The organism is Pseudomonas sp. IT-P74 (assembly GCF_949768175.1).
Taxonomy (GTDB): Bacteria; Pseudomonadota; Gammaproteobacteria; order Pseudomonadales; family Pseudomonadaceae; genus Aquipseudomonas.
Genome location: NZ_CATKQD010000033.1, coordinates 410,628 through 436,306 on the forward strand (window position 1 = coordinate 410,628; position 25,679 = coordinate 436,306).

Annotated in this window: 17 protein-coding genes, 4 tRNA genes, 1 pseudogene and 1 riboswitch; of the genes and pseudogenes, 4 read left to right on the forward strand and 18 right to left on the reverse strand. The window is 60.3% G+C overall.

Annotated features, from left to right (window positions below):
• Positions 1 to 218: 218 nt before the first annotated feature.
• The gene (locus ACM6J5_RS18285) at positions 219 to 6,647 is read right to left on the reverse strand and encodes a DUF5801 repeats-in-toxin domain-containing protein (RefSeq protein WP_414929087.1); all 6,429 of its coding nucleotides are present in this window, start codon (positions 6,645 to 6,647) and stop codon (positions 219 to 221) included.
• Positions 6,648 to 6,918: 271 nt separating this feature from the next.
• A tRNA-Arg gene (locus tag ACM6J5_RS18290) sits at positions 6,919 to 6,995 on the reverse strand.
• A gap of 363 nt (positions 6,996 to 7,358) precedes the next feature.
• Between ACM6J5_RS18290 and ACM6J5_RS18295 the strand changes: the two genes are divergently transcribed.
• Entirely contained in the window at positions 7,359 to 7,538 is a 180-nt protein-coding gene (locus ACM6J5_RS18295) for a PA3371 family protein (RefSeq protein WP_095944573.1), read from the forward strand.
• A gap of 68 nt (positions 7,539 to 7,606) precedes the next feature.
• Here ACM6J5_RS18295 and ACM6J5_RS18300 read toward each other — a convergent pair whose 3' ends face one another.
• Positions 7,607 to 7,840: a hypothetical protein gene (locus ACM6J5_RS18300; protein WP_414929102.1), complete on the reverse strand. Its 234-nt coding sequence runs from the start codon at positions 7,838 to 7,840 to the stop codon at positions 7,607 to 7,609.
• 110 nt (positions 7,841 to 7,950) lie between these two features.
• On the opposite strand from ACM6J5_RS18300, the gene ACM6J5_RS18305 reads away from it, so the two are divergent.
• Positions 7,951 to 8,277: an Arc family DNA-binding protein gene (locus tag ACM6J5_RS18305; RefSeq protein ID WP_003178899.1), complete on the forward strand. Its 327-nt coding sequence runs from the start codon at positions 7,951 to 7,953 to the stop codon at positions 8,275 to 8,277.
• A gap of 234 nt (positions 8,278 to 8,511) precedes the next feature.
• On the opposite strand, the gene mgtE is transcribed toward ACM6J5_RS18305, so the two are convergent.
• Positions 8,512 to 9,954 (reverse strand): magnesium transporter, encoded by a 1,443-nt coding sequence (mgtE, locus tag ACM6J5_RS18310; protein WP_414929088.1) that lies wholly within the window; start codon positions 9,952 to 9,954, stop codon positions 8,512 to 8,514.
• A gap of 346 nt (positions 9,955 to 10,300) precedes the next feature.
• Here mgtE and ACM6J5_RS18315 point away from each other — a divergent pair.
• Positions 10,301 to 10,402: pseudogene (locus ACM6J5_RS18315) on the forward strand (cell envelope protein SmpA); the annotation flags it as partial.
• Positions 10,403 to 10,422: 20 nt separating this feature from the next.
• Here ACM6J5_RS18315 and ACM6J5_RS18320 read toward each other — a convergent pair.
• The 7 genes from ACM6J5_RS18320 to ltaE all read right to left on the reverse strand — a co-directional run bounded on the left by ACM6J5_RS18320 (position 10,423) and on the right by ltaE (position 16,391).
• Positions 10,423 to 10,499 (reverse strand) — tRNA-Arg (locus ACM6J5_RS18320).
• A gap of 72 nt (positions 10,500 to 10,571) precedes the next feature.
• A tRNA-Arg gene (locus ACM6J5_RS18325) sits at positions 10,572 to 10,648 on the reverse strand.
• 107 nt (positions 10,649 to 10,755) lie between these two features.
• A tRNA-Ser gene (locus ACM6J5_RS18330) sits at positions 10,756 to 10,846 on the reverse strand.
• A 62-nt stretch (positions 10,847 to 10,908) separates the two neighbouring features.
• Positions 10,909 to 11,097, reverse strand: coding sequence for a carbon storage regulator CsrA (csrA, locus tag ACM6J5_RS18335; protein ID WP_002554426.1), 189 nt, complete (start codon positions 11,095 to 11,097; stop codon positions 10,909 to 10,911).
• A gap of 188 nt (positions 11,098 to 11,285) precedes the next feature.
• The gene (locus ACM6J5_RS18340) at positions 11,286 to 12,527 is read right to left on the reverse strand and encodes an aspartate kinase (RefSeq protein WP_007971040.1); all 1,242 of its coding nucleotides are present in this window, start codon (positions 12,525 to 12,527) and stop codon (positions 11,286 to 11,288) included.
• 91 nt (positions 12,528 to 12,618) lie between these two features.
• Positions 12,619 to 15,240 carry an alanine--tRNA ligase gene (gene alaS / locus ACM6J5_RS18345; RefSeq protein ID WP_414929089.1) on the reverse strand — a complete coding sequence of 874 codons (2,622 nt, stop codon included), beginning with the start codon at positions 15,238 to 15,240 and terminating at the stop codon, positions 12,619 to 12,621.
• 146 nt (positions 15,241 to 15,386) lie between these two features.
• The gene (gene ltaE, locus ACM6J5_RS18350) at positions 15,387 to 16,391 is read right to left on the reverse strand and encodes a low-specificity L-threonine aldolase (protein WP_095944569.1); all 1,005 of its coding nucleotides are present in this window, start codon (positions 16,389 to 16,391) and stop codon (positions 15,387 to 15,389) included.
• Positions 16,392 to 16,588: 197 nt separating this feature from the next.
• A riboswitch (FMN riboswitch) is annotated at positions 16,589 to 16,759 on the forward strand.
• A 103-nt stretch (positions 16,760 to 16,862) separates the two neighbouring features.
• On the opposite strand from ltaE, the gene ACM6J5_RS18355 reads away from it, so the two are divergent.
• Positions 16,863 to 17,372 (forward strand): 6,7-dimethyl-8-ribityllumazine synthase, encoded by a 510-nt coding sequence (locus ACM6J5_RS18355; RefSeq protein ID WP_095944568.1) that lies wholly within the window; start codon positions 16,863 to 16,865, stop codon positions 17,370 to 17,372.
• A gap of 120 nt (positions 17,373 to 17,492) precedes the next feature.
• Here ACM6J5_RS18355 and astE read toward each other — a convergent pair whose 3' ends face one another.
• From astE to ACM6J5_RS18390, 7 genes are all read right to left on the reverse strand, one after another.
• Entirely contained in the window at positions 17,493 to 18,503 is a 1,011-nt protein-coding gene (astE, locus tag ACM6J5_RS18360; RefSeq protein WP_095944567.1) for a succinylglutamate desuccinylase, read from the reverse strand.
• Positions 18,504 to 18,515: 12 nt separating this feature from the next.
• A complete protein-coding gene (locus ACM6J5_RS18365) occupies positions 18,516 to 18,806 on the reverse strand; it encodes a topoisomerase II (RefSeq protein WP_414929090.1) in 291 nt (96 codons plus the stop codon).
• A 60-nt stretch (positions 18,807 to 18,866) separates the two neighbouring features.
• Positions 18,867 to 20,213 (reverse strand): N-succinylarginine dihydrolase, encoded by a 1,347-nt coding sequence (astB, locus tag ACM6J5_RS18370; protein WP_414929091.1) that lies wholly within the window; start codon positions 20,211 to 20,213, stop codon positions 18,867 to 18,869.
• Between the two features lie 161 nt (positions 20,214 to 20,374).
• Positions 20,375 to 21,844: a succinylglutamate-semialdehyde dehydrogenase gene (astD, locus tag ACM6J5_RS18375; protein ID WP_414929101.1), complete on the reverse strand. Its 1,470-nt coding sequence runs from the start codon at positions 21,842 to 21,844 to the stop codon at positions 20,375 to 20,377.
• A complete protein-coding gene (gene astA / locus ACM6J5_RS18380) occupies positions 21,841 to 22,866 on the reverse strand; it encodes an arginine N-succinyltransferase (protein ID WP_008049558.1) in 1,026 nt (341 codons plus the stop codon). The genes astD and astA overlap by 4 nt, the downstream gene beginning before the upstream one ends.
• Before the next feature lie 79 nt (positions 22,867 to 22,945).
• Positions 22,946 to 23,965 (reverse strand): arginine/ornithine succinyltransferase subunit alpha, encoded by a 1,020-nt coding sequence (gene aruF / locus ACM6J5_RS18385; RefSeq protein ID WP_046042322.1) that lies wholly within the window; start codon positions 23,963 to 23,965, stop codon positions 22,946 to 22,948.
• A 195-nt stretch (positions 23,966 to 24,160) separates the two neighbouring features.
• Positions 24,161 to 25,381, reverse strand: coding sequence for an aspartate aminotransferase family protein (locus ACM6J5_RS18390; protein WP_095944564.1), 1,221 nt, complete (start codon positions 25,379 to 25,381; stop codon positions 24,161 to 24,163).
• Positions 25,382 to 25,679 lie beyond the last annotated feature (298 nt).

Consider the following 25,679-nt stretch of genomic DNA (forward strand, 5'->3'; position numbering starts at 1 on the left):
CCTTGTCGGTGGCCCGGAACAGGATTCCCGGAATGCTGATGTCGTTCTCGATATATCCTGCCGCGTTAACCCGTATCTCCCCCGCCGCCCCCTTCAAGCCTTGTACCGCTCGATAGTTCACCGCGGATGCGATCATGCGGATCTCGTATTGGAGCCGCAAAAAGAATGCGAGGGGGGTTTCCTGGGCCGCCCTCGCATCCGTTCACGCGCGCAATTCCTCAAGCGCTGCCAAAAAAGATGTCGGTACTCTGTAGATCGACCCCGACCAGGGTGATGGTCGTTGTTTGTCCGCCCGTCTCGGCAACCGTCACGACGCTGTCCGCGCCGGTGTTGTTGATCGATTGGACAACGGCGTTCGGGTCGCCGTTGAACACCAGCTTGTCTTGCACGCCAGGGCCCGTATCGAAGCCGGTGACCTGGTACAGGTTCTCATTGACTGACAGATCGACGTTGAACGCATCCTGCTTGGCGATCGTGCCAGCCAGCGTGAAGTCGAAGAGTGCGTTGTTCGGATCGTTGGCGAACAGGTTGGCGTCAAACGTACTCGTCGCCGAGTCCCCATCCTTGTCCGTCAGCGTCGCGCTGAACGCAAGCTGGACATCGCTGGCCAGGCTCTCGCTCTGCTGTATGAACTGGATCACCGGGATCTTGATCTCGCCTCGGCCCATTGTCAGCTGAACAGCATCGATCAGCGCCGAGCCCTCCTTCTCAATGAGGAAGGACACCTGTCCGCCGGCCTCCGGAGTCAGGGTGTTCACCTCGACGCGGTTCGAGAACGTGCCATCCTCGTAGTAGATCCTGTAGTACAGGTCCTCGGTCGCGGTGTTGTAACCCGCCACGGAGTTGTCGATAAAGACCTTCATGCCCGTCAGCAGGGTCTCTGGATTGATGACGAAGCTTTCATCGGCGGCGCTGATGGCCGCCAGGTTATCCCCCTGGAACACGTTGTTGGCGACGCCAATGCCGGACGTGCTGACGTTCATGGCCGCCGGGTCTATGTACGACGGCAGGGGGTTGGTCTGCAGTGTGGCTTCGGTCGGGTCGGGGGCTCCGAGCCCGATGCCGCTCAGGATGTCCGAAGTCGATGCCAGCGCCTTCGCGGAAAAGAACACGATCTCCTCGGATGTCGAAGGAATAGCCGGGTTGCTCGTCAGCGGAATCAACAATGTGCGCACCGCATCCGGGCCGCCGGCAGTGAGTGAGCCGTCGGCACTGCTGAGCACGATCGTCGAACTGAAGCCTTGCACCAGATCCAGTGCATAGTGGCCATCGGCATAGGCGGTCAGCGTGTAATCGACGGAGGTGTTCGCCGTTGCCGCGTTGTTGTCGAAGTCACCGGTCAAGGTTCCTGCGAACTGGTACGCGCCATTGGCATCCGGTGATGGCGCCAGCTCGGTGAGCGTGCCGGTCCCGGTCGTGGTCGTGTTGTCGGGCCGGACGAGGGTAAACTGGTTATTGACCAGCGAGATGTCCAGACCGGCCGCACCCAGCCCGTCGGCTCCCGTCGCCATGTTCCAGAACCCGGATTGCGCCAGGACGCTACCGGTCCCGATCAGGTTGCCGAAACTGAGTGCCGGCCCGTCGTCCTTGAACACCAGGTTCTGCCCGATGTTCAGGGTCGCCAAAGCGCTGTCGCCGTCCCCGTCGGTCTTGATCGCGCTCAGTGTCACCAGGTTGTCCGAGGTCAACGACTTCGAATCATCGGGATTGTTTGGGTCGGAATGCACCACGGCGCGGAGCTGGTCGAGCGTGACGCTGCCATTGGCGGCGACGCTGACGGTAAACACCAGCAGATTACCCGTGGCCGTGCGGCCTTCGACCACGGTGCCGTTGAGCGACAGGTTCACCGCCTGGCCCGAGGCCGTATCGGTCAACCCGGAAGCTCCCGCCACCACGCCCAGCGCATAGCTCAGCGTGCCGGCCCCATCGGCACCAAACGCCGAATTGAAGTTGGCGGCGAAGCTCTGGGTGGCGTTGGTCGCCAGTACCGTCTCGTCCACTGTCAGCGTCGGTTCCACGCCGGTGGTGCTGATGCTCGGTCCGTCGTCCTTGAACACCAGGTTCTGCCCGATGTTGAGGGTCGCCAAGGCACTGTCGCCCTCCTTGTCGGTAATGGTTGCCGTCAGCGTCACCAGGTCGTCCGAGGTCAATGTCTTCGAATCATCGGGATTGGTGGCGTCGGGATGCACCACGGCGCGGAGCTGGTCGAGCGTGACGCTGCCATTGGCGGCGACGCTGACGGTAAACACCAGCAGGTTGCCGAGGGCCGTGCGGCCTTCGACCACGGCGCCATTGAGCGACAGGTTCACCACCTCGCCCGAGGCCGTGTCCGTCAGCCCGGAGGCTCCCGCCACCACGCCCAGCGCATAGGTCAGCGTGCCGGCCCCATCGGCGCCAAACGCCGAGTTGAAGTTGGCGGCGAAACTCTGGGTGGCGTTGGTCGCCAGTACCGTCTCGTCCACCGTCAACGTCGGTTCCACGCCGGTGCTGGTGATGCTCGGTCCGTCGTCCTTGAACATCAGGTTCTGCCCGATGTTCAGCGTCGCCAGCGCACTGTCGCCGTCCCCGTCGGTCTTGGTCGCGGTCAGTGTCACCAGGTTGTCCGAGATCAGGCTCGTCGAGTCATCCGGATTGGTTGGGTCGGAATGCACCACGGCGCGGAGCTGGTCGAGCGTAACGCTGCCAGTGGCGGCGACGCTGACCGTGAACACCAGCAGGTTGCCCGTGGCCGTACGACCTTCGACCACGGTGCCGTTGAGCGACAGATTCACCGCCTCGCCCGAGGCCGTGTCGATCAGTCCGGAAGCTCCGGCCACCACGCCCAGCGCATAGGTCAGCGTGCCGGCCCCATCGGCGCCAAACGCCGAGTTGAAGTTGGCGGCAAAGCTCTGGGTGGCGTTGGTCGCCAGTGCCGTTTCGTCCACCGTCAGCGTCGGTTCCGTACCGGTAGTGCTGATGCTCGGCCCGTCGTCCTTGAACACCAGGTTCTGCCCGATGTTGAGGGTCGCCTGGGCGCTGTCGCCGTCGCCGTCGGTCTTGGTCGCGATCAGCGTCACCAGGTTGTCCGAGGTCAGGCTCGTCGAGTCATCCGGATTGGTTGGGTCGGAATGCACCACGGCGCGAATCTGGTCGAGCGTGACGCTGCCATCGGCGGCCACACTGACTGTGAACACCAGCAGGTTGTCCGTGGCCGTGCGGCCTTCCACCACAGTCCCGTTGAGCGACAGGTTCACCACGTCGCCCGTGGCCGTGTCCGTCAGCCCGGAAGCCCCGGCCACCATGTCCAGCGCATAGGTCAGGGTGCCGGCCCCATCGGCGCCAAACGCCGAGTTGAAGTTGGCGGCGAAGCTCTGGGTGGCGTTGGTCGCCAGTGCCGTTTCGTCCACCGTCAGCGTCGGTTCCACACCGGTGGTGCTGATGCTCGGCCCATCGTCCTTGAACACCAGGTTCTGCCCGATGTTCAGGGTCGCCAGGGCGCTGTCGCTGTCGCCGTCGGTCTTGGTCGCGGTCAGCGTCACCAGGTTGTCCGAGGTCAACGTCGTCGAATCATCGGGATTGTTTGCATCGGGATGCACCACCGCCCGGATCTGGTCGAGGGTGACGACACCATCGGCGGCCACACTGACCGTGAACACCAGCAGGTTGTCCGTGGCCGTACGCCCTTCCACCACCGTGCCATTGAGCGACAGGTTCACCACGTCGCCCGTGGCTGTGTCGGTCAACCCGGAGGCTCCGGCCACCACGCCCAGCGCATAGGTCAGCGTGCCAGCCCCATCGGCGCCAAACGCCGAGTTGAAGTTGGCGGCATAGCTCTGGCTGGCGTCGGCTTCCAGTACTGTCTCGTCCACCGTCAGCGTCGGCTCGACGCCAGTGGTGCTGATACTCGGCCCGTCGTCCTTGAACACCAGGTTCTGCCCGATGTTGAGGGTCGCTTGGGCACTGTCGCCGTCGCCGTCGGTCTTGGTCGCGATCAGCGTCACCAGGTTGTCCGAGGTCAGGCTCGTCGAATCATCGGGATTGGTTGTGTTGGTATGCACCACGGCGCGGATCTGGTCGAGCGTGACGCTGCCAGTGGCGGCGACACTGACCGTGAACACCAGCTGGCTGGTAAGGGCCGTGCGGCCTTCGACCACGGTGCCGTTGAGCGACAGGTTCACCACCTCGCCCGTGGCCGTGTCGATCAGCCCGGAGGCCCCCGCCACCACGCCCAGCGCATAGGTCAGCGTGCCAGCCCCATCGGCGCCAAACGCCGAATTGAAGTTGGCGGCAAAGCTCTGGTTGGCGTCGGTGCCCAGTACTGTCTCGTCCACCGTCAGCGTCGGTTCCACGCCGGTGCTCGTGATGCTCGGCCCGTCGTCCTTGAACACCAGATTCTGCCCGATGTTCAGGGTCGCCAGGGCGCTGTCGCCGTCCCTGTCGGTCTTGGTCGCGATCAGCGTCACCAGGTTGTCCGAGGTCAGGCTCGTCGAATCATCGGGATTGGTTGTGTTGGCATGCACCACGGCGCGGATCTGGTCGAGCGTGACGCTGCCAGTGGCGGCGACACTGACCGTGAACACCAGCTGGCTGGTAAGGGCCGTGCGGCCTTCGACCACGGTGCCGTTGAGCGACAGGTTCACCACCTCGCCCGTGGCCGTGTCGATCAGCCCGGAGGCCCCGGCCACCACGCCCAGCGCATAGGTCAGGGTGCCGGCCCCATCGGCGCCAAACGCCGAATTGAAGTTGGCGGCAAAGCTCTGGGTGGCATTGGTCGCCAGTACCGTCTCGTCCACCGTCAGTGTTGGTTCCGTGCCGGTGGTGGTGATGCTCGGTCCATCGTCGTCGAAGATGATCCTGGAGCCGATTTCGGCTTTCGAAATAGAGGCCTGTACCAGCGTGAAAGCACCGATATCAAAATCGGCGTGCTCATTGCCCTTGGCATTGACGGCCGCCCCGTTCTCGACGAGCACACGGTTGTGGTCCGCCGCAGTGGTGTATTCAATCTGGTAACCGGCTTTGACGCCCGTGATGGTTGCAACCCCTGCTGCAAAGCTGATGGTGATGGCCGGATCATTCACCGAGCCGTTTGAATTCTCGATCACCTGCCCGATGCTGTTGAAGACACGAACATTGGTGATGGCCACCGGCGAATCATTCCCATACCCATTGATGAAATTCGTGCCAGGTTCAGCAGCGGTGCTGGATGCGCTGACTCTTACCACGGCACTCTTGCCGCTTTGCAACTGCACAACGTCGAAACTGGCCGATTTCGCATTGAAGACACCGGTAAAGTCGACGTTGGATTCAACATCGGCTTCGTTCTGGTCCAGGTTGGGAATGGTCACACTCTGCCTGGCACCCGTGACGAACGAAAAGCGGATGCCTTCTTGCTCCACAATCATCTGATTATTGGTGCCGAAGGTGGTAGGGCCACCCGCCTGGCTGGTATTGATCGTGTCTCCAGTCGTTATATTGGCGCCGCTTGACTGGTCTGCGGGGTCCTTGCCGGTGGCGATGATGGTGGGGTCCGTGATCCGCAACACACCACCGACATCGACAACGTTCGGGTTCGCCTTCGTGAACATCAGGAACAGGTTCTGACCGGAGGGCGCATTGGCCAGGCTGAATTCCATGTCCTGGCTGGCGCCGATGAAAACCTTATCCAGCAGGTTGAGCGAATCATCGGCATTCGTCGTAACGGGGTGTTTAAGCGGTTGGTACTCCACGGTCCAGATTTTGCCGCCCGATCCGGATTCTTCAATATAGGCAGCGAACACGATCGCGCCGGTGGAACTCCCAGCTCGACCCAGAACGATGTTGTTGTTCGTATCCGTATAGAGAAGGATGTCGATGCCATCGAGAGTATCCAGCCCGCTGTCCACGCCATTGAGCGGTGCGCCGGAGATGCCGACGAAGCTGATATCGGTAATGCTTGCTCCGGGGTCAGCGGTGATGGTGAATGCATTGCTGCCAGTGTTGCCAACGGCACCGGTATAGCCACTCAAGGCCGCGCCTGTTGCGGTACCTGCCCCCAGAGCAGTCAATCGGGTAGTGAAGGTCGAAGGCAGGGACGCCACCAGAATATCGTTGTCGTCAGCGTCCCCCGCAGGGGCTGGCGTGGCAGTGGCGTTCTGCAACCCGGCCGTTTCGTCCAGCGTGACGTCCTCGCCGGTCGCCACGACGCCCAAAACGCTGTCCGTAAAGGACGTTGTCGCCACGGCGTCGTCACCGGTGCCGACCACTCCATCGGCGCCCGCAGCGGTCGCGGTGAGCAGAAACGTCGCGCCTGCCGAGTCGTCGGGATTCACGTACCACGAAGTGGTGACGCTGCCGTTGACCTGGCCGTCGAGATCGCCAGCGCCGCCGTCGGTCACGGACCAGGGCTCATGCCCCGCGCCGGTGTTGGTGTCGAGCACATCGTCGGGCGTGCCCCACACACCATCCGCGCCAGCACCGATGGCGTGGTCCACTTCGAGTGTCACGGTGCTGCCGGCGGCAAAACCGCTGGCCGTAATGATGGCTGTGCTGCCGGGAGCGTAGTCTTCAAGGTTGGTGGTGACGGTCGGAATGTAGGTAAACGTCCAGTCGTGGTTGACGGGTGAAGGATGGTCACCGGTGTTATTGGTCAGGTCGTTCGTGGGCGATGAGGTTTTCTTGCGCATAGTCATGACTTTCTCCTGAGCGGGGTCCAGTCATCGGGGGTCGACCTTGGACCATTTTCTGATCTATTGGTCTCAACTATGAACAAGCACCGCAGGCGGCACATCGGCGGATACTCCCAGACGGGATGGGAGATTCAGACTACGAGGGGGGAGGAGACGGAAAGTCGCGAAGGTAAAGTTGATGGCTTGGGATAAATCCCGGGCATCTGAATTTGCCGAACTTTATCTACGAGTCGTGAAAGGGAAGCGTTGAAACAGGTGGGGGAGCTGCAAAATATGGTGTCCCAGGGCAGGTTCGAACTGCCAACCTTCCCCTTAGGAGGGGGATGCTCTATCCAATTGAGCTACTGAGACACACGGTGACCACGACGATACGCGGTGCGATGGACGGCGTGCATGTTAACGGCCGGGCTGGCTTTTGTCATGTCGTCCGTAGGCTTTTTAAGTGTAGGCAGACGCCTCGAGCGGGTGCGGACTTGTTTACCGTGCAAATTGCATCACTGCAAAAAGCTATCATTGCAAAATGCAATATCGAGATTTGCCAAAAATAACTTAATTCATTGTTTTTAAAGAATTTAATTGCCGATAGACTCTGGCGTGCAAGCTGCTGGCAACGACAAGCGACCGGCACGGCTTTGTCAGCCAGGAAAACATCCTGGTGCCGGCTCCATCCGCCGAACGATTGGTATTTTGAAAGACCTTCACCAGGAGTACAGCATGTCCAGATCAGCCGCGAGTTTCTTCATCCTCGCCTTGTTGAGCGGCATTTTTCATCTGTCATTGACCCAGGACATGGTCGTCACCCTCCCCCTGATCGCCTGTGGCGTATTCAGCGCGCTGTTCGTGCTCGCATTGATCGCCGGGCGCAAGATCAAGTTTGATCCGGTTCTGCGGTGATCCCGACATGGCAGTCCCATTGCAAGGGCCTGCCATCCATCCTTAATTCCCCCCTCCATGCGACTCCCCTAGTAAATCGGCCATTTGCCACTATTCTGTAAAAGGTAAGGAACAGGGATCGAGTTCACTTTTTCCTGCCCGCCGGAAACCTTTCGTCGGGTGGAGAAAGCACGAAGTGATACGGCCTGGTCGAACTTTTCAAACCAGTCCGCATTTCTGATAATTGGTGCTGGCAGAACGCCTTTATCCAGTTCAATATTTGTCACAGAATTGACGCCAAGGATCTGGCTACTTTGAGGCATGATGCGCGCCTCTATCAATTCAGGTTGAACATTTGGCCAGAGCGCTTGTCCTACCAGACATCCTGCGGCCAATCCCGAAAACCGCTCCCCTGAACTAACCGGTTAAATATATGCGCCCATTGAAACAGGCAATTTATTCCAGCCGTACGGCTGACAAGTTCGTCGTACGTCTGCCAGACGGAATGCGTGAACGCATTGCCGAGGTGGCTCGCAATCATCATCGCAGCATGAACTCCGAAATCATTGCGCGCCTTGAGCAGAGTCTTATTCAGGAAGGTGCACTGGGAGAAGAGTTGAGCATGCGTCTGGACAGCCCCGAGCTTTCCTTACACGAACGGGAGCTGCTGCAGCGCTTCCGCCAGCTCTCCCATCGACAGCAGAACGCCCTGGTTTCGCTGATCGCCCATGACGCTGAAATGGCCGCCGACGCGTCCTGATTCAGCCAGAAAGCCCAAGCCAGCCTGATCGCTGGCTTTTTTTTGCCTGAAATCCGGGCACAAAAAAACCCGCCACGGGCGTAGTGCTAATCACTGTAGGAGCGAGCTTGCTCGCGATGGACTCGCGAGCGCTGCGTTTAGTCAGCAAACACGCGTTATCTTTAGCGACCATCGCGAGCAAGCTCGCTCCTACACAGCATTACGCCATTCAGCGGGTTTTCAACAAGCAGGACTTCAGAGCAGGAAGATTGTCGCCAGCCCCAGGAAGATGAAAAAGCCTCCGCTGTCGGTCACGGCAGTAATCATCACACTGGCCCCCATCGCCGGATCGCGCCCCATCTTCGCCAGGGTCATCGGGATCAGAACCCCCATCAACGCCGCCAGTAGCAAGTTGAGTGTCATCGCGGCGGTCATCACCACGCCCAATGACCAACTGTGATAGAGCATGTAGGCAACCAGGCCAATCACCCCGCCCCAGATCACGCCGTTGATCAGCGCTACCGCCAACTCCTTGCGCATCAGGCGCGAGGTATTGCCGGTGCTCACCTGGTCCAGCGCCATGGCCCGCACAATCATGGTAATGGTCTGGTTACCCGAGTTACCGCCGATTCCCGCCACGATCGGCATCAACGCCGCAAGCGCCACGAGTTTCTCGATCGAACCTTCAAACAAGCCGATCACCCGAGAAGCCACGAACGCGGTAATCAGGTTGATCGCCAGCCAGGCCCAACGGTTGCGCAGGGATTTCCAGACCGATGCAAAAATGTCTTCTTCTTCACGCAGACCCGCCATGTTGAGAACTTCGCTTTCGCTCTCTTCACGGATCAGGTCGACCATTTCATCGATGGTCAGACGGCCGATCAGCTTGCCGTTCTTGTCGACCACGGGGGCGGAGATCAAGTCGTAACGCTCGAACGCCTGAGCGGCATCGTAGGCGTCTTCGTCCGGGTGGAAACTCACCGGATCGCTGGCCATCACCTCGGAAACCTGTTTGTCCGGGTCGTTGACCAGCAAACGCTTGATCGGCAACACGCCCTTGAGGACGCCGTCGTAATCGACCACGAACAGCTTGTCGGTGTGGCCCGGCAACTCCTTGAGACGGCGCAGATAACGCAAGACCACTTCAAGGCTGACATCCTCGCGGATGGTCACCATCTCGAAGTCCATCAGCGCACCGACCTGCTCCTCGTCGTAGGACAGTGCCGAACGCACGCGCTCGCGTTGTTGCTGGTCGAGGGTCTCCATGAGCTCATGGACGACGTCTCGCGGCAGCTCGGAGGCCAGGTCAGCGAGTTCGTCGGCATCCATGTCCTTGGCGGCTGCCAGGAGCTCGTGATCGTCCATGTCGGCGATCAGCGATTCACGGACCGAATCGGATACTTCAAGAAGGATGTCGCCGTCGCGATCGGCCTTGACCAGTTGCCAGAGCGTCAGACGATCGTCCAGCGGCAAGGCTTCAAGGATGTAGGCGACGTCGGCGGAGTGCAGGTCATCGAGCTTGCGTTGCAGCTCGACGAGGTTCTGCCGGTGGACCAGGTTCTCGACCCGGTCATGATGCGGGCCTTCCTGGCGGTGAGTCAGGTCTTCTACAACTCGCTGGCGCTGCAGCAGCTCAACCACCTGAGCCAGGCGATCCTGCAAGCTTTCCTGCGTTTTCTTTACTTCGATTTCAGACATAGGCGAACTCCACTCCCAGCAGCGGGGCACGCCGGAAGGATCAATCAGTCAATTCATGATTGGTGAAACGGGGTACTGAGTAACTACTGGGTAAGTCCATGGAGGTATTCCACAAGCCCCGGCGGGGCTGACGGGCGCAATGATACACCGCCTGACGGTTTTAAACGTTAAAAAATCTCGGCTGAAACAAGCGCTTGCACAACAATCTTGAGCATCGTCCTGATCCATGAAAATGCGACGACGAATTCTGAAAGGAAAACACACACCCTTCGAAAATTGTAGACGCTCCCCTTGAAAAGGAACGTCACGGAAGACGCTGGAGAGTACGCAGAGAGATCACAGCTAGCGCTACGACACCCGGCGAGGTCGTAGCGCAAACGTGGAGTTCGACGGGAAGGGATGCACGAAAGGAAAAGCCAAATTCCAGACGGCAAAAAGCCCGCATTAAATGCGGGCTTTCTGTTTGTATGGTGCACTCGACAGGATTCGAACCTGTGACCGCTCGGTTCGTAGCCGAGTACTCTATCCAGCTGAGCTACGAGTGCATTTTGTGTTTTTAGACCAGACCACAACTGGTTGAAACCAAGTTACCTGCATTGCTGCAACTAACTCTTAAATGGTGCACTCGACAGGATTCGAACCTGTGACCGCTCGGTTCGTAGCCGAGTACTCTATCCAGCTGAGCTACGAGTGCATTTGTTGCCGCGCATTATAGGCCGTCTAATCTCTATGTCAAACACTTTTTCTAGTAATTTCAACAACTTACCGAAGAAGCCAGATTACAACGTACTACGCAAATAATGGCGGAGAACGGGGGATTCGAACCCCCGACACCCTTTTGAGGTGTACTCCCTTAGCAGGGGAGCGCCTTCGGCCACTCGGCCAGCTCTCCGCAACACGGGGCGTATATTAACCAGCTTCTTCCCCGTTTGCAAACATAAAAAACGATAAAAATTAATGGCTTGGTTCTTCGTCCTTCTCTTTCTTGATACGCAGGTAAATTTCTTCCCGGTGAACAGCCACCTCTTTGGGGGCATTGACACCGATGCGCACTTGATTTCCTTTGACGCCGAGCACGGTCACGGTGATTTCGCCATCACCGATAATCAGGCTTTCTGCGCACCGACGAGTCAGAATCAGCATACCTTTCTCCTCACGCATTACATTTCAGGGACAACAGTCTGCAAAAAAAAGGCACTCGACCCACAACCGGAGCGGTCGCAGCCCTACATGCCTGAGTATTGACTAGCGCGAGCAAAAGAACAGCCTCGAGGGCCACGCCATTCAAAAAAACAAAAGGCGCGGTCAGACCGCGCCTTTTGGCAAACGCATCACTCGCCCTGGCGGGCCGGTGCGTCCAGTTCGAAAGCCGTGTGCAGAGCGCGCACAGCCAGTTCCAGGTACTTCTCTTCGATCACTACGGAGACTTTGATCTCCGAAGTCGAGATCATCTGGATGTTGATGCTTTCTTTGGCCAGGGACTCGAACATGCGGCTGGCCACGCCTGCGTGAGAGCGCATGCCAACACCGACGATCGACACCTTGGCGATCTTGGTATCGCCCACGACTTCACGGGCACCCAGCTCGCCAGCGGTCTTTTCCAGCACCGCTTGCGCCGCCTGGTAGTCGTTGCGATGCACGGTGAAGGTGAAGTCGGTGGTGTTATCGTGCGCAACGTTCTGCACGATCATGTCGACTTCGATGTTCGCGGCACTGATCGGGCCGAGAATCTTGAAGGCAACGCCCGGGATGTCTGGCACGCCACGGATGGTCAGCTTGGCTTCATCGCGGTTGAAAGCGATACCGGAAATGATCGGCTGTTCCATGGTTTCCTCTTCATCAATAGTAATGAGGGTGCCCGGACCCTCCTTGAAGCTGTGCAGTACGCGCAGCGGAACGTTGTACTTGCCGGCGAACTCGACCGCGCGGATCTGCAGCACCTTGGATCCGAGGCTGGCCATTTCCAGCATCTCTTCGAAGGTGATCTTGTCCAGGCGCTGAGCCACGGACACCACACGCGGGTCGGTGGTGTAGACGCCGTCGACGTCGGTGTAGATCTGGCATTCGTCAGCCTTCAGGGCTGCAGCCAGCGCCACGCCGGTGGTGTCGGAACCGCCACGACCGAGGGTGGTGATGTTGCCATGCTCGTCGACGCCCTGGAAACCGGCGACAACCACCACACGACCGGCCTTCAGATCACCGCGAATCTTCTGGTCATCAATCTGCAGGATACGCGCTTTATTGTGCGCGCTATCCGTCAGGATCCGCACCTGGTTGCCGGTGTAGGACACCGCCGGCACGCCGCGCTTGATCAGCGCCATGGCCAACAGGGCAATCGTCACCTGCTCACCGGTGGAAACGATCACGTCCAGCTCGCGCGGAACCGGTTGACCGTCGCCACTGATTTGCTTGGCCAGATCGATCAGACGGTTGGTTTCGCCGCTCATTGCAGACAGCACAACCACCAGGTCATCGCCGGCGTCGCGGAATTTCTTAACCTTGTCGGCGACCTGCTCGATTCTCTCGACGGTGCCGACCGAGGTGCCTCCAAATTTCTGTACGATCAAAGCCATTTCAAAGCCGCCTCTGCCCATGAAGGGCGCCCAAATAATCACTCAAACAGCGTTGCGGCCCGCCACTAGACTGCGGGCCGCAAGCACTGCCTTATAGACCCTGCTCTACAAACGGAACGGCCAGGGCCAGTGCCGCATCCAGTGCGCCAGCGTCGGTACCGCCGCCTTGCGCCATGTCTGGACGACCACCACCCTTCCCGCCCACTGCCGCAGCGGCTTGCTTCATCAAATCACCGGCTTTGAGTTGGCCAGTCAGGTCTTTGGTTACGCCTGCAACCAGAACGACCTTTTCCTCATGGACACTGCCGAGCAGGATCACTGCGCGGCCGAGTTTGTTTTTCAGTTGATCAACCAGCGCCAGCAGCGCCTTGCCATCCTGACCGTCCAGACGCACGGCCAGCACTTTCACGTCCTTGACGTCCAGCGCCTGGGCCGACAGATCGTCGCCCGCAGCACTGGCAGCCTTGGCTTGCAACTGCTCGAGTTGCTTCTCCAGCAGACGGTTGCGCTCCAGCACAGCCGACAGCTTGTCGATCAGGTTGTCGCGGCTGCCCTTGACCAGGCTGGCCGCTTCCTTGAGTTGTTCTTCCGCCGCGTTCAAGTAGGCCAGCGCTTGCGCACCGGTGACTGCCTCGATACGACGCACACCCGACGCCACACCGCCTTCGCTGATGATTTTCAGCAGGCCGATGTCGCCGGTACGGTTGGCGTGGATACCGCCGCACAGCTCGACGGAGAAATCGCCCATGCTCAGTACACGCACGTTGTCGCCGTATTTCTCGCCGAACAGCGCCATGGCGCCTTTCTGCTTGGCGGTTTCGATATCGGTTTCTTCGGTTTCAACTTCGGAATTCTTGCGAATCTCGGCGTTGACGATGTCTTCCAGCGCTTTCAGTTGTTCAGGCTTGATGGCCTCGAAGTGGCTGAAGTCGAAGCGCAGGCGCTGACTGTCGACCAACGAGCCTTTCTGCTGAACGTGATCGCCCAGCACCTGGCGCAATGCGGCGTGCAGCAAGTGAGTCGCGGAGTGGTTCAACGACGTGGCGTGACGCACCTCGGCGTCAACGTGGGTCTCGACCGGCGTACCGACGATCAGGCTACCCGAATCCAGGATACCGTGGTGCAGGAATGCACCGCCGGTCTTGGTGGTGTCACGCACGTCGAAACGCGCGCTGCCCGCCTGCAGGTAACCGCAATCACCGACCTGGCCACCGGACTCGGCGTAGAACGGCGTCTTGTCGAGAACGATCACGCCCTCATCGCCTTCGCTCAATACGTCGACCGACTGGCCATCTTTATACAGCCCAACGATCTTGGCGGAACCGCTGTGAGCGATGTAACCGGTGAACTCGGTGGCCACGTCGACCTTGACCAGGCTGTTGTAGTCCATGCCGAAGGAACTGGCGGAACGGGCACGGACGCGCTGGGCTTCCATTTCGCGCTCGAAACCTTCTTCGTCGATGGTCAGGCTGCGCTCGCGAGCGATGTCGCCGGTCAGGTCCATCGGGAAACCGTAGGTGTCGTAGAGTTTGAACACTACGTCGCCCGGCACCACGTTGCCCTTGAGTTCAGCCAGATCCTGCTCGAGGATCTTCAGACCCTGCTCCAGGGTCTTGGCGAATTGCTCCTCTTCGGCCTTCAGCACGCGCTCGATGTGCGCCTGCTGGGATTTCAGCTCCGGGAACGCCTCGCCCATCTCGGCAACCAGGGCCGCGACGATCTGGTAGAAGAAGCTGCCCTTGGCGCCCAGCTTGTTACCGTGACGACAGGCGCGACGGATGATCCGGCGCAGCACGTAGCCGCGACCTTCGTTGGACGGCAGCACGCCGTCGGCAATCAGGAAACCGCAGGAACGGATGTGGTCAGCCACGACTTTCAGCGAAGCCTGGGCGTCGTTGGTGCAGCCGATGGCCTTGGCCGATGCAGTCAGCAGGCTCTGGAACAGGTCGATTTCATAGTTCGAGTGAACGTGCTGCAGCACGGCACTGATCCGCTCCAGGCCCATGCCGGTATCCACCGATGGTGCTGGCAGCGGGTGCAGCACGCCATCGGCGGTGCGGTTGAACTGCATGAACACGTTGTTCCAGATTTCGATGTAACGGTCGCCGTCTTCTTCCGGCGAGCCCGGTGGGCCACCCCAGATGTCGGCGCCGTGATCATAGAAAATCTCGGTGCATGGACCGCACGGGCCGGTATCGCCCATGGTCCAGAAGTTGTCGGAGGCGTACGGCGCGCCCTTGTTGTCGCCGATGCGCACCATGCGCTCGGCCGGAACCCCGATGTCCTTGGTCCAGATGTCATACGCCTCGTCATCGCTGGCGTAGACGGTGACCCAGAGCTTTTCCTTGGGCAGGTTCAACCACTTGTCGGAAGTCAGGAAGTTCCAGGCGTAGCTGATGGCATCACGCTTGAAATAATCACCGAAGCTGAAGTTACCCAGCATTTCGAAGAAGGTGTGGTGACGAGCGGTATAACCGACGTTTTCCAGGTCGTTGTGCTTGCCGCCGGCGCGCACGCATTTCTGGCTGGAAACCGCGCGGGTGTACGCGCGCTTTTCCTGGCCCAGGAAGCAGTCCTTGAACTGGTTCATCCCCGCGTTGGTGAACAGCAGGGTTGGGTCGTTGCCCGGAATCAAAGAGCTGGAGGCTACACGGGTGTGGCCTTGCTCTTCGAAGAAGCGAAGGAAGGCTTCACGGATTTCTGCGCTTTTCATTAGGTTCTTCCACGGAGGCTGCGGCCAAAGGCCTGTTCGAAACGTCAACAGACGAAGCGACGGCAAAGGGCCGCATTATATCGGCCCTGCGCGCGGGGTACAGCGTGTTTATACGATAGAAACACTCAATTGGAGTGCTAACGCTATCACTTGCGCGAAAAGTCGACGAATGTCGCGACGACCTGCTCGATTTGCGCACGACTGACGTCCATGTGCGTGACCATGCGCAGACGCGCAGCGGCACTGAGCTTGATCCCCCGCTCGGCGGCAAAGGCCTTGATGGCCTCGGCCTGGTCGCCCATCTGCACGTAAACCATGTTGGTCTGCACCGGCTCGACCTCGAAGCCCGCTCCACGCAGGCCTTCGGCCAGCCACTGTGCGTTGGCATGGTCATCGGCCAGGCGCTGAACGTTGTTATCCAGCGCATACAGGCCCGCCGCCGCGAGGATCCCGGCCTGACGCATGCCACCACCGACCATCTTGCGCAGGCGCCGGGCCTTGCCGATCAGCTCCGCCGAGCCACACAGCACCGAACCGACCGGTGCGCCCAAACCTTTGGACAGGCACACCGAGACGGAATCGAAATACTGGGTGATTTCCCGGGCATCCACCCCCAGTTTCACTGCCGCGTTGTACAAACGAGCGCCGTCCAGGTGCAGTTGCAAGCCGTTTTCGCGGGTAAAGTTTCGGGCCCGGGCCAGGTATTCCAGGGGCAGGACCTTGCCTTGCATGGTGTTTTCCAGCGCCAGCAAACGGGTGCGGGCGAAATGGAAGTCGTCCGGCTTGATCGCCGCCGCAACCTGCGCCAGGTCCAACGAACCATCGGCCTGCACTTCCAGCGGCTGCGGCTGGATCGAGCCAAGCACCGCCGCGCCCCCACCTTCGTACTTATAAGTGTGGGCCTGCTGGCCGACGATGTACTCGTCACCGCGATCGCAATGGGCCATCAACCCCAGCAGGTTGCTCATGGTGCCGGTCGGCACGAACAGTGCCGCGGCAAAGCCCAGGCGCCTGGCCAGTTCGGCTTCCAGGTGATTGACCGTCGGATCTTCGCCATACACGTCATCGCCGGTGGCGGCCTTGGTCATTGCCTCGAGCATGCCGGCGCAAGGTTGGGTGACGGTGTCGCTGCGAAGATCGATAACACTCATGAATCTGGCCTCAGTAAGCAGGGGAAATCCCTTTCAGTCAGGAATTACTGCGGGCATGGCGACGATTAATCAACCCTTGGGCTGGGATAATGCTCACTAATAGAGCGAAATACTCGATAGCAATCATCCAAAAGGGGCCATGCGCATACCGCAAATATGTGATAAAAACGCTGCGCCGCCAAACATTTGGGCGGCAAAAACGTTCTCAGGGCGGGGTGCAACTCCCCACCGGCGGTAATTGCGCGCAAAGCGCATAGCCCGCGAGCGCTTGGCGACGACGCTGCTTCGGCGGTGGTTGGCGGCAAGGTCAGCAGACCCGGTGTGATCCCGGGGCCGACGGTCATAGTCCGGATGAAGAGAGAACGGGATTGACAACAAAGGGCCGTCCGCCGGCACTCGTGCGAGCGTGCGTACCCTCAGATCCCCTTCGATTCATAACGCCCTGTTTTTCACACAAACAGGAGTCAGAACATGCAACCCACCGCAATCGACAGCAAAAGCAAACACCATCACGGCGAGCGCGTAGCGTTCATCCAGGCCTGCTGGCACAAGGATATTGTCGACCAGAGCCGTAAAGGCTTCGTCGCCGAAATGATTGCCCAGGGTTATCAGGAGTCCGACATCGATTTCTTCGAAGTCGGCGGCGCCTTTGAAATGCCCCTGCACGCCAAGTTGCTGGCCAGGACCGGTCGTTATGCCGGCATCGTCGCGGCAGCCCTGGTGGTGGACGGCGGCATCTACCGTCACGAGTTCGTCGCCCAGTCAGTGGTCAGCGGCCTGATGCAGGTGCAACTGGAAACCGAAGTGCCGGTGTTCTCGGTGTCCCTGACCCCGCACCACTTCCATGCCGGTGAAGAACACCAGAAGTTCTTCTTCGAGCATTTCCTGCACAAAGGTCAGGAAGCGGCGAAGACCTGTGCGGATACGCTGATGAAGATCCGTTCGCTGCGTCGCAGTGAACCGCGTGCGCTAGCCGTATAATCACCGCAAAACCTGTAGGAGCGAGCCTGCTCGCGATGGCGGACTGTCAGTCGACATTTATGCTGACTGATACACCGCTATCGCGAGCAGGCTCGCTCCTACATGGGTTCTACGCTGAATTCAGGCCAGGTTTTCGTCGGTCGTCGGCACGACCAGGATGCCGGCACGCAAACCATTCTTCACCCTGGGGTTCGGGAAGATGATCCGGGCGCCCTCCTCCTCGATGATCCAGCGGGTGTTGGCGATGTCTTCCGCCAGCAGGTAACCCACTTCCAGTTCCGAAAAGTTCTCGATATCCGCCGGCAGGTTCAGGCGGAAGCTGTCGCTGTGCTTGATGATTTCCCGCGCCACGCTGTACAGCTGCAAACCGTCCAGTGCCGCTTCAGTCAGCTCCGGCTCGGTGCCTTCGATGATTTGCTTGAGACGGTTTTCCAGCAGGGAAACATTGACCCCGTCGTTCTGCCCGAAAGGCCGTGCCTTGCCCAACTCCAGAGTGAAGGCCTCGGCCCCCAGTTTGTCGTAGGTGTAGGCGCTGAACACGATGGAAGGCTTGTTCTGCAACAACACCGCTTCCATGCCGGCAGCACGCAGGCGCGCCAGTTCCTGACGCGAATGCTGGCGATCTTCCTTCCACGGATACAGGGCGAACTGCTCGATTTTCGAGCCGCGAATCGCCGTGTGCAGGTCGTAATGCAGGCGCTGACGATCCGGCAGACTGAAGAAGCTGGCAGCCAAACGCTCCAGCTCACAGGCGCGCAGGGCTTCGGAACCGCTGCTTTGTTCGTGACGGCCATTGAACAGCCGATTGACGTCCTGCTCGACGAAGCGCTCGCCCTTGCGAATCGCCTCGGGGTTACCGAACAGGAACAGAATACGTGCGCGCGGCTTCAAGTCGCCGCGGGCAATGTCGTGCAACAGGCGATCGAGCAACTCGATCGGCGCTGTTTCATTGCCGTGGATCCCCGCCGACAGCAGCAGGTCCAGGCCATTGTCACGCGCCTCAGGTGGCCGCACTTCCAGCGCACCTTCGCTCAACCAGCGCATGCGCACGCCTTCGACAGTCAGTTGAGTCTTCTCCGCCGGTTCACGGCCGGCGAGGGTCAGTTCAAGCAGTTTGCCGAGGGCGAGCATAGAGCGGCTTCCTTAGTGATCGTGGTTGCAGTCCGGGCCGTGGACGTGTTCCTCGTCGTCACCGAGGTCAGCGGGTTCCATCTCCAGTTGCAGACTTACCAGATTAGTCGCCAATGGGCGCAACAGCAGGTTGGCGTATTCAGCGTCACCTTCTTCGACGTCCACGCCGATCAACAGTTGGCCGCGGCCGTCCTGCTGGATCCACAGCTCTTTACCTTGCCACAGGACCGCGACGCGGGTGCAGGAAGTCTCCAGTTGCGTGCCGTCGGTGTCTTCAAGGATCAGCTGCAGGGAATCACTCATGTTTTACGCTCTCGTTTGAGATGAAGCGGCGCGCAGCCACGGGAGGCAACGCACCGTCGATCAATTGATCTGGAATGGATAAACCGCGCCCAGTTTAAGGATTTGCGTCAGTTCATCCAGTGCCGTCCGGCACTCAAGCAGCAATTGCGGGTCCGCCAGATCGTTTTCGGTCATGCGGTCGCGGTAGTGCTTCTCGACCCATTCGGTCAGTGTGCCGTACAACGGTGCCGTCATGATAACCCCTGGATTGACCGCCGCCAGTTCGGTTTCGTTGAGCGCGACGCGCAACCTCAGGCAAGCCGGGCCACCGCCGTTCTGCATGCTCTGCTTGAGATCGAAGACTTTCACTTCGCGGATCAGGCCGCCGGAGCTGGTCAAACCCTGCAGGTATTGCCAGACACGCTCGTTGCCACGGCATTCTTCCGGCACGATCAACAGCATGGAGCCATCAGGACGCGACAGCAGCTGGCTATTGAACAGGTAGGAACGAACCGCGTCTTCCACGCTGACAGCGGAACGCGGAACACAGACAGACTGAAATTTCCCACCGACTTTGGCGAGTTTGCTCTGCAATTCAGCGAGCATCTTCTCGGTGTCGAGGAACGCGTCCTCGTGATAGAACAGCACTTCGCCATTACCCACGGCGATCACGTCGTTGTGGAACACGCCCTGGTCGATCACCGACGGGTTCTGCTGGGCGTAGACCACGCCGTCATCGCTCAAGCCGTGCAGACGGGCTACGGCCTGGGACGCTTCGAGGGTCTGGCGCGCCGGGTACTTCTGCGGTGCCGGGTAGCGGGTGTCGAACGCGCTGCGACCGAACACGAAGAACTCGACACCGGCTCCGCCGTATTCACGGCAGAAACGCGTGTGGTTGGCCGCGCCTTCGTCACCAAACTGCGCCACAGCCGGCAAGGCAGCGTGGTGGGCGAAGTGTTTCTGGTCAGCGAACATCGCCCCCAGCACGCGGCTGGTGGTCGGGTGTTCGATGCTGCGGTGGTATTTGCAGTTGAGGTTGGCGGCGGTGAAATGCACGCGACCATCAGCGGTGTCGGCGCTCGGGCTGACGGTGGCGGCGTTGGCCACCCACATGCTCGAGGCCGAGCAACTGGCCACCAGCAGCGGCATCGCATCTTTGGCCGCGCGCTCGATCACTTCAGCGTCGGTGCCGCCAAAGCCCAGGCGACGCAGTGCGGCCACATCCGGGCGCTCTTGCGGTGCCAGAACGCCTTGCTGGAAACCCATTTCCATCAACGCTTTCATCTTCGCCAGGCCTTGCAGCGCCGCTTCCTTGGGGTTGGAAGACTGCTGGCTGTTGCTCTGGGACGCGACGTTGCCGTAGGACAGGCCGCCATAGTTATGGGTCGGCCCCACTAGACCGTCAAAATTGACTTCATAGGATTTCATCAGCGAGGCTCCACGAGAATCTGTTGTTATAGGCTTCAGTAACTAGATTTGAGACCGAGGCGCGGCCATCGCCAGCAGGCTGGCTCCTACAGGGTTTGTGTCGTACACAGAGTGTGTGAACACCACCGAACCTGTGGGAGCCAGCCTGCTGGCGATGGGCATCACGCCATTTTCACGCCAGGCGTCAAGGCTGCTGGCATCACCAGGCTCGGCGTTTCCAGCGAGGCCACCGGGTACGCGCAGTAATCCGCCGCGTAGTAGGCGCTGGCGCGGTGGTTGCCCGAGGCGCCGACGCCGCCGAATGGCGCGCTGCTCGCGGCACCGGTCAGCTGCTTGTTCCAGTTGACGATACCGGCACGGCTTTCCAGCCAGAACTGCTGGTAGCGCGCCTCGGAGTCCGACAGCAGGCCCGCGGCCAGGCCGTAGGCGGTGTCGTTGGCTTCAACGATCGCCGCTTCAAAATCAGCGTAGCGGATCACCTGCAGCAGCGGGCCGAACAGTTCTTCGTCAGGACGATCGGCAACGGCGCTCACGTCCAGGATACCCGGGGTCAGCAAGGCCGATTGAGCCTGGGGCTGAGTCATTTCCAGCAGCGCCACGGCGCCGTTGGCCAGCAGATGTTCTTGCGCATCCATCAACGCTTTCGCAGCGCCAAGGGAAACCACCGAGCCCATGAACGGCGCCGGTTGCTGATCGAAAGCACCGACTTCGATAGTCGCGCTGACCGCCACCAGGCGCGCCAGCAACGTATCACCCCAGGCACCTTGCGGCACCAGCAAACGGCGGGCACAGGTGCAGCGCTGGCCGGCGGAGATGAACGCCGACTGAATGATGGTGTACACCGCGGCATCGAGGTCGGCGACCTGATCGACCACCAGCGGGTTGTTGCCGCCCATCTCCAGCGCGAGGATCTTGTCCGGACGACCGGCGAATTGCTGGTGCAGGTGATTGCCGGTGCGGCTGGAGCCGGTGAAGAACAGCCCGTCGATACCCGGGTTCGCCGCCAGGGCGATGCCGGTTTCACGAGCGCCCTGCAGCAGGTTCAACACGCCAGCCGGCAGACCCGCCTCGACCCAGCACTTGACCGTCAGCTCAGCGACTTTCGGTGTCAGTTCGCTTGGCTTGAACAGCACGCTGTTACCGGCCAGCAGTGCCGGCACGATGTGGCCGTTCGGCAGGTGACCCGGGAAGTTGTAAGGACCAAATACCGCCACCACACCGTGTGGCTTGTGGCGCAGCACAGCGGTGGCATCGCCCAGCGGGCCGCTCTTTTCGCCGGTACGCTCGCGGTAGCTCTGCACCGAGATGGCAATCTTGTTGACCATGCTGGTGACTTCGGTCGCCGCTTCCCACAGGGGTTTGCCGGTTTCTTCGCCGATGGTATGAGCCAGTTCGTCAGCGTGATTCTTCAGCGAAGCGGCAAAGGCTTCCAGCACCGAAATACGCTCTTCCAGGGTGCGTCGAGCCCAGCTCGGAAACGCCTGACGCGCCGCTTGCACAGCCGACTCGACCTGAGCGGCGGTGGCGCCAACGCCGGACCACAGCACCTGCTGGGTCACCGGGTTCAGCGACTCGAAGGCTTCGCCCTGACCGGATAGCCATTCACCTGCAATGTAAAGCGACTTCATTATTTCGACTCCCGAGCTGCGGACAACGCCACGGCGCGTACTTGGTCGCCAGCGTTGAGTTGAAGACGTTTGGCGGTCTGCGGATCGACCACCAGGGTGCCGGCGGCCAGACGTGCCGGCGCAGCAGTGATACGGCAGTCCTCGCGCTTGCGGTTGTGGATGATGAATGGCGTGGCGTCGTCACCCGGCGTGCCGACGGCCAGCACCAGCGCCTGGCTGTCACGCACGGCGCGGATCTTGCCGGTTTCGCACTCGATCGCCGGGCCGGCGTCGAAAATGTCGACGTAACCCTGGTAGCTGAAACCTTCGCTCTTGAGCATGGCCAGCGCCGGCTCGGTGTCCGGGTGAACCTGCCCGATCACGTTGCGCGCATCCGGCGACAGGAAGCAGGTGTACAGCGGGAATTTCGGCATCAGTTCGGCGATGAACGCCTTGTTGCCCACGCCGGTCAGGTAGTCGGCCTGGCTGAATTCCATCTTGAAGAAGTGCCGACCCAGGCTTTCCCAGAACGGCGAACGCCCGGCCTCGTCGGAAACACCACGCATTTCGGCAATGATCTTGTTGCCGAACAGCTGCGGGAACTCGGCGATGAACAGCATCCGCGCCTTGGACAGCATGCGACCGTTGAGGCCGCTGCGGTAATCGGCGTGCAGGAACAGCGAGCACAGCTCGGAGTTGCCGGTCAGGTCGTTGGCCAGGAACAGCGTCGGGATTTCGCGATAGATGTTCAGCTCTTGCGAAGCGCTGACCGTCAGACCGACCCGGAAGTTGTACCAGGGCTCACGCAGGCCGACGGCACCGGCGATGGCGGAAATACCCACCACGCGACCGTCGTCATCTTCGAGCACGAACAGGTAGTCCGCATCGCCCCGCCCGGCTTCGCCGCGAAAGGTCTTCTCGGCCCAGCCGACCCGATGGGCCAGCCGCTCTTCGTTGGCCGGCAAGGTGGTCAGGCCGGTGCCGGTGCTGCGGGCCAGGTCGATCAGAGCGGGTAAATCGCTGCTGCGTACGGGACGAACGATCATGCTATCTCCTCAAACGGGCCGCTTGCGCCACCCGTGAAACTTCGCTGCTGTCTAAACAAGCAATCAGGCCAGGCAGGCGTTAAACCGCAACCAGGCGCACGCTGGCACCCTCGCCGACGCCCAGGGCTTCGGCCGCTTCCAGGTCCAGGGTCACTGGTTTGCCTGGTGCGTAATCGAGTTCGAGCATGACCGCGCGGTAATCCTGCAACTGGGCATTGGCCACCAGATACTGGCGACCGACGCCTTTGACCGGCTCGCCGATCTTCACCGGCACCACACGGCTCTGGGCGATCGAACGGATCCCCGAAACACGGGCATGCAGGGTCGGGCCGCCGTCGAAGATGTCGATGTAGTGATCGGTCTCGAAGCCTTCGCGCATCAGGATGTCGAAGGTGATCTGCGCCCGCGGGTGTACCTGGCCCATGGCTTCTTGCGCGGAGTCCGGCAGCAGTGGCACGTAGATCGGGTAATGCGGCATCAGTTCGGCGAGGAACGTACGGCTTTTCAGCCCGCACAGCCGCTCGGCTTCGGCGTAGTTGAGGTCGAAGAAGTTGCGACCGATGGCATCCCAGAATGGCGAGTCGCCGTTTTCATCGCTGTAACCGACGATTTCGGTCACCACGGAATCGGCAAAACGCTCCGGATGGCTGGCCACGAACAACAAGCGGCCACGGGAGTTGAGCTCCGACCACGGCGAACCCACCAGCTCGCGCTGCACATAGAAGCTGGTCAGCAAGCTGTTGCCGGTCAGGTCGTGGCACTGGGAGAGCACGTGGATCTTGTTGTGAATCTTCAGCTCGCGGGAGGCGTGCACGAAGGTTTCGTTGCGAAAGCTGTAGAACGGCTCGGAGTAACCGGCCGATGCCACGATGGCCGAGCAACCGACCAGCTTGCCGGTGGCAGAGTCTTCAAGGACGAAGAAATAGCTTTCCTCACCGTTGAAACTCACTTCGGCGGCGAACGAGGCTTCGCTTGCGGCGATCTTGTCGCTCAGGCGTTCAACGTCATCCGGCAAGGAAGTGACACCAATCGGACTGTCCGCAGCCAGACGCTGTACCTCGCCCAGATCAGCCATTTGCGCGGGGCGCATCACCAGCATGGTGTCACTCCTTTCTCTTAACTCTTTTGAGGAAAATAAGCCGGCCCCTTGTAGGAGCGAGCCTGCTCGCGATGGTGGATCAGCAACAATGATGTCGCCTGACACACCATCGCGAGCAGGCTCGCTCCTACAGAAAAGCGGGGCCGGCATAAAAAATTCGGTTCGACGCCTGACTTGCAGGCGTCGAAGGGTCTATCAGGCTTGCGTCAGTTTTGCCGCGGCACGTTCGAATCGGTCCAGACCGGCATCGATATCGGCGTCTTCCACCACCAGGCTCGGGGCGAAACGCACCACGTCCGGGCCGGCTTGCAGGACCATCAGGCCTTCTTGCTCAGCGGCATTGAAGATGTCCTTGGCCTTGCCTTTCCAGGCATCGCTCAGCACGCAACCGATCAACAGGCCCATGCCGCGGACCTTGGTGAACAGCCCGTACTTCTCGCCGATCTGCTCAAGGCGGGCCTTGAACTTGTCGTGCTTGGCGTTGACGCCGGCCAGCACTTCAGGGGTGTTGATCACGTCGATCACAGCTTCCGCGACAGCGCACGCCAGCGGGTTGCCGCCGTAAGTGGTGCCGTGGGTGCCGACGACCAGGTGCTTGGCCAGGTCTTCGGTGGTCAGCATCGCCGCGATCGGGAAACCGCCGCCCAGGCTCTTGGCGCTGGTCAGGATGTCCGGGATCACGCCGTAATGCTGGTAGGCGAACAGATGGCCGGTACGGCCCATGCCGGTTTGCACTTCGTCGAAAATCAGCAGCGCGTTGTGCGCGGTGCAAAGCTCGCGGGCACCTTGCAGGTATTCGAGTTCAGCCGGGATCACACCGCTTTCGCCCTGGATCGGTTCCAGCACCACAGCGCAAGTCTTGTCGGAAATGGCAGCTTTCAGTGCAGCCAGATCGTTGTACGGCACATGGGTGATGCCGGTGATTTTCGGACCGAAACCGTCGGAGTACTTCGACTGACCGCCGACGTTCACGGTGAACAGGGTACGGCCGTGGAAACTGTTGAGCGCCGCAATGATTTCGTACTTCTCGCTGCCGAAACGGTCGAAGCCGACGCGACGGGCCAGCTTGAAAGCGGCCTCGTTGGCTTCGGCGCCGGAGTTGCAGAAGAAGGCGCGGTCGGCAAAGGTGGCGTCGACCAGTTTATGCGCCAGGCGCAGGGCCGGCTCATTGGTGAACACGTTGGACACGTGCCACAGCTTGTTCGCCTGCTCGGTCAAGGCACCGACCAGCGCCGGATGCGCGTGACCCAATACGTTGACGGCAATCCCGCCGGCGAAGTCGATCAGCTCGCGGCCGGACTGGTCCCAAACGCGGGAACCGGCGCCACGCACAGGAATGAATGCGGCAGGCGCATAGTTGGGAACCATTACCTGATCGAAATCGGCGCGTTGTACCGCAGCGTGCTCAACGGACATCGGAGTCTCCTGAAGAGAAAACACTCGCCTGAAACTGGCGAGCTTGGTGAGGATTGTAAGGACAGTTTTCAGCCCGGCCTTGCCGCCAAGCGACAACTTCTTATAGCGCAAACCCCGGATTTTCCCGGGTTTACGGCAATGCGACATATAGGGTCGCAAAGGCGCAGTTTAACTGGCGACGGGCGTTTGCGGCAGGCTTGCTGCGTTGTAACCCATGGCAATGGTCGGAGTGCGGTAAATATGTACCGCACAGCGTCCAGATTCGCGGGTTTTCCTAGTGGTCTTTCAAAGCCAACGG

Bases quoted from the DNA above. Each gene is read 5' to 3' on its own strand.
- ACM6J5_RS18365 (WP_414929090.1), bottom strand. From the start codon at position 18,806: ATGAGTGATTCCCTGCAGCTGATCCTTGAAGACACCGACGGCACGCAA.
- ACM6J5_RS18355 (WP_095944568.1), top strand. From the start codon at position 16,863: ATGCAACCCACCGCAATCGACAGCAAAAGCAAACACCATCACGGCGAG.
- ACM6J5_RS18340 (WP_007971040.1), bottom strand. From the start codon at position 12,527: ATGGCTTTGATCGTACAGAAATTTGGAGGCACCTCGGTCGGCACCGTC.
- astA (WP_008049558.1), bottom strand. From the start codon at position 22,866: ATGATCGTTCGTCCCGTACGCAGCAGCGATTTACCCGCTCTGATCGAC.
- ACM6J5_RS18295 (WP_095944573.1), top strand. From the start codon at position 7,359: ATGTCCAGATCAGCCGCGAGTTTCTTCATCCTCGCCTTGTTGAGCGGC.
- alaS (WP_414929089.1), bottom strand. From the start codon at position 15,240: ATGAAAAGCGCAGAAATCCGTGAAGCCTTCCTTCGCTTCTTCGAAGAG.
- ACM6J5_RS18390 (WP_095944564.1), bottom strand. From the start codon at position 25,381: ATGTCCGTTGAGCACGCTGCGGTACAACGCGCCGATTTCGATCAGGTA.
- ACM6J5_RS18285 (WP_414929087.1), bottom strand. From the start codon at position 6,647: ATGACTATGCGCAAGAAAACCTCATCGCCCACGAACGACCTGACCAAT.
- aruF (WP_046042322.1), bottom strand. From the start codon at position 23,965: ATGCTGGTGATGCGCCCCGCGCAAATGGCTGATCTGGGCGAGGTACAG.
- mgtE (WP_414929088.1), bottom strand. From the start codon at position 9,954: ATGTCTGAAATCGAAGTAAAGAAAACGCAGGAAAGCTTGCAGGATCGC.
- ACM6J5_RS18305 (WP_003178899.1), top strand. From the start codon at position 7,951: ATGCGCCCATTGAAACAGGCAATTTATTCCAGCCGTACGGCTGACAAG.
- astE (WP_095944567.1), bottom strand. From the start codon at position 18,503: ATGCTCGCCCTCGGCAAACTGCTTGAACTGACCCTCGCCGGCCGTGAA.
- csrA (WP_002554426.1), bottom strand. From the start codon at position 11,097: ATGCTGATTCTGACTCGTCGGTGCGCAGAAAGCCTGATTATCGGTGAT.
- ACM6J5_RS18300 (WP_414929102.1), bottom strand. From the start codon at position 7,840: ATGCCTCAAAGTAGCCAGATCCTTGGCGTCAATTCTGTGACAAATATT.
- ltaE (WP_095944569.1), bottom strand. From the start codon at position 16,391: ATGAGTGTTATCGATCTTCGCAGCGACACCGTCACCCAACCTTGCGCC.
- astB (WP_414929091.1), bottom strand. From the start codon at position 20,213: ATGAAATCCTATGAAGTCAATTTTGACGGTCTAGTGGGGCCGACCCAT.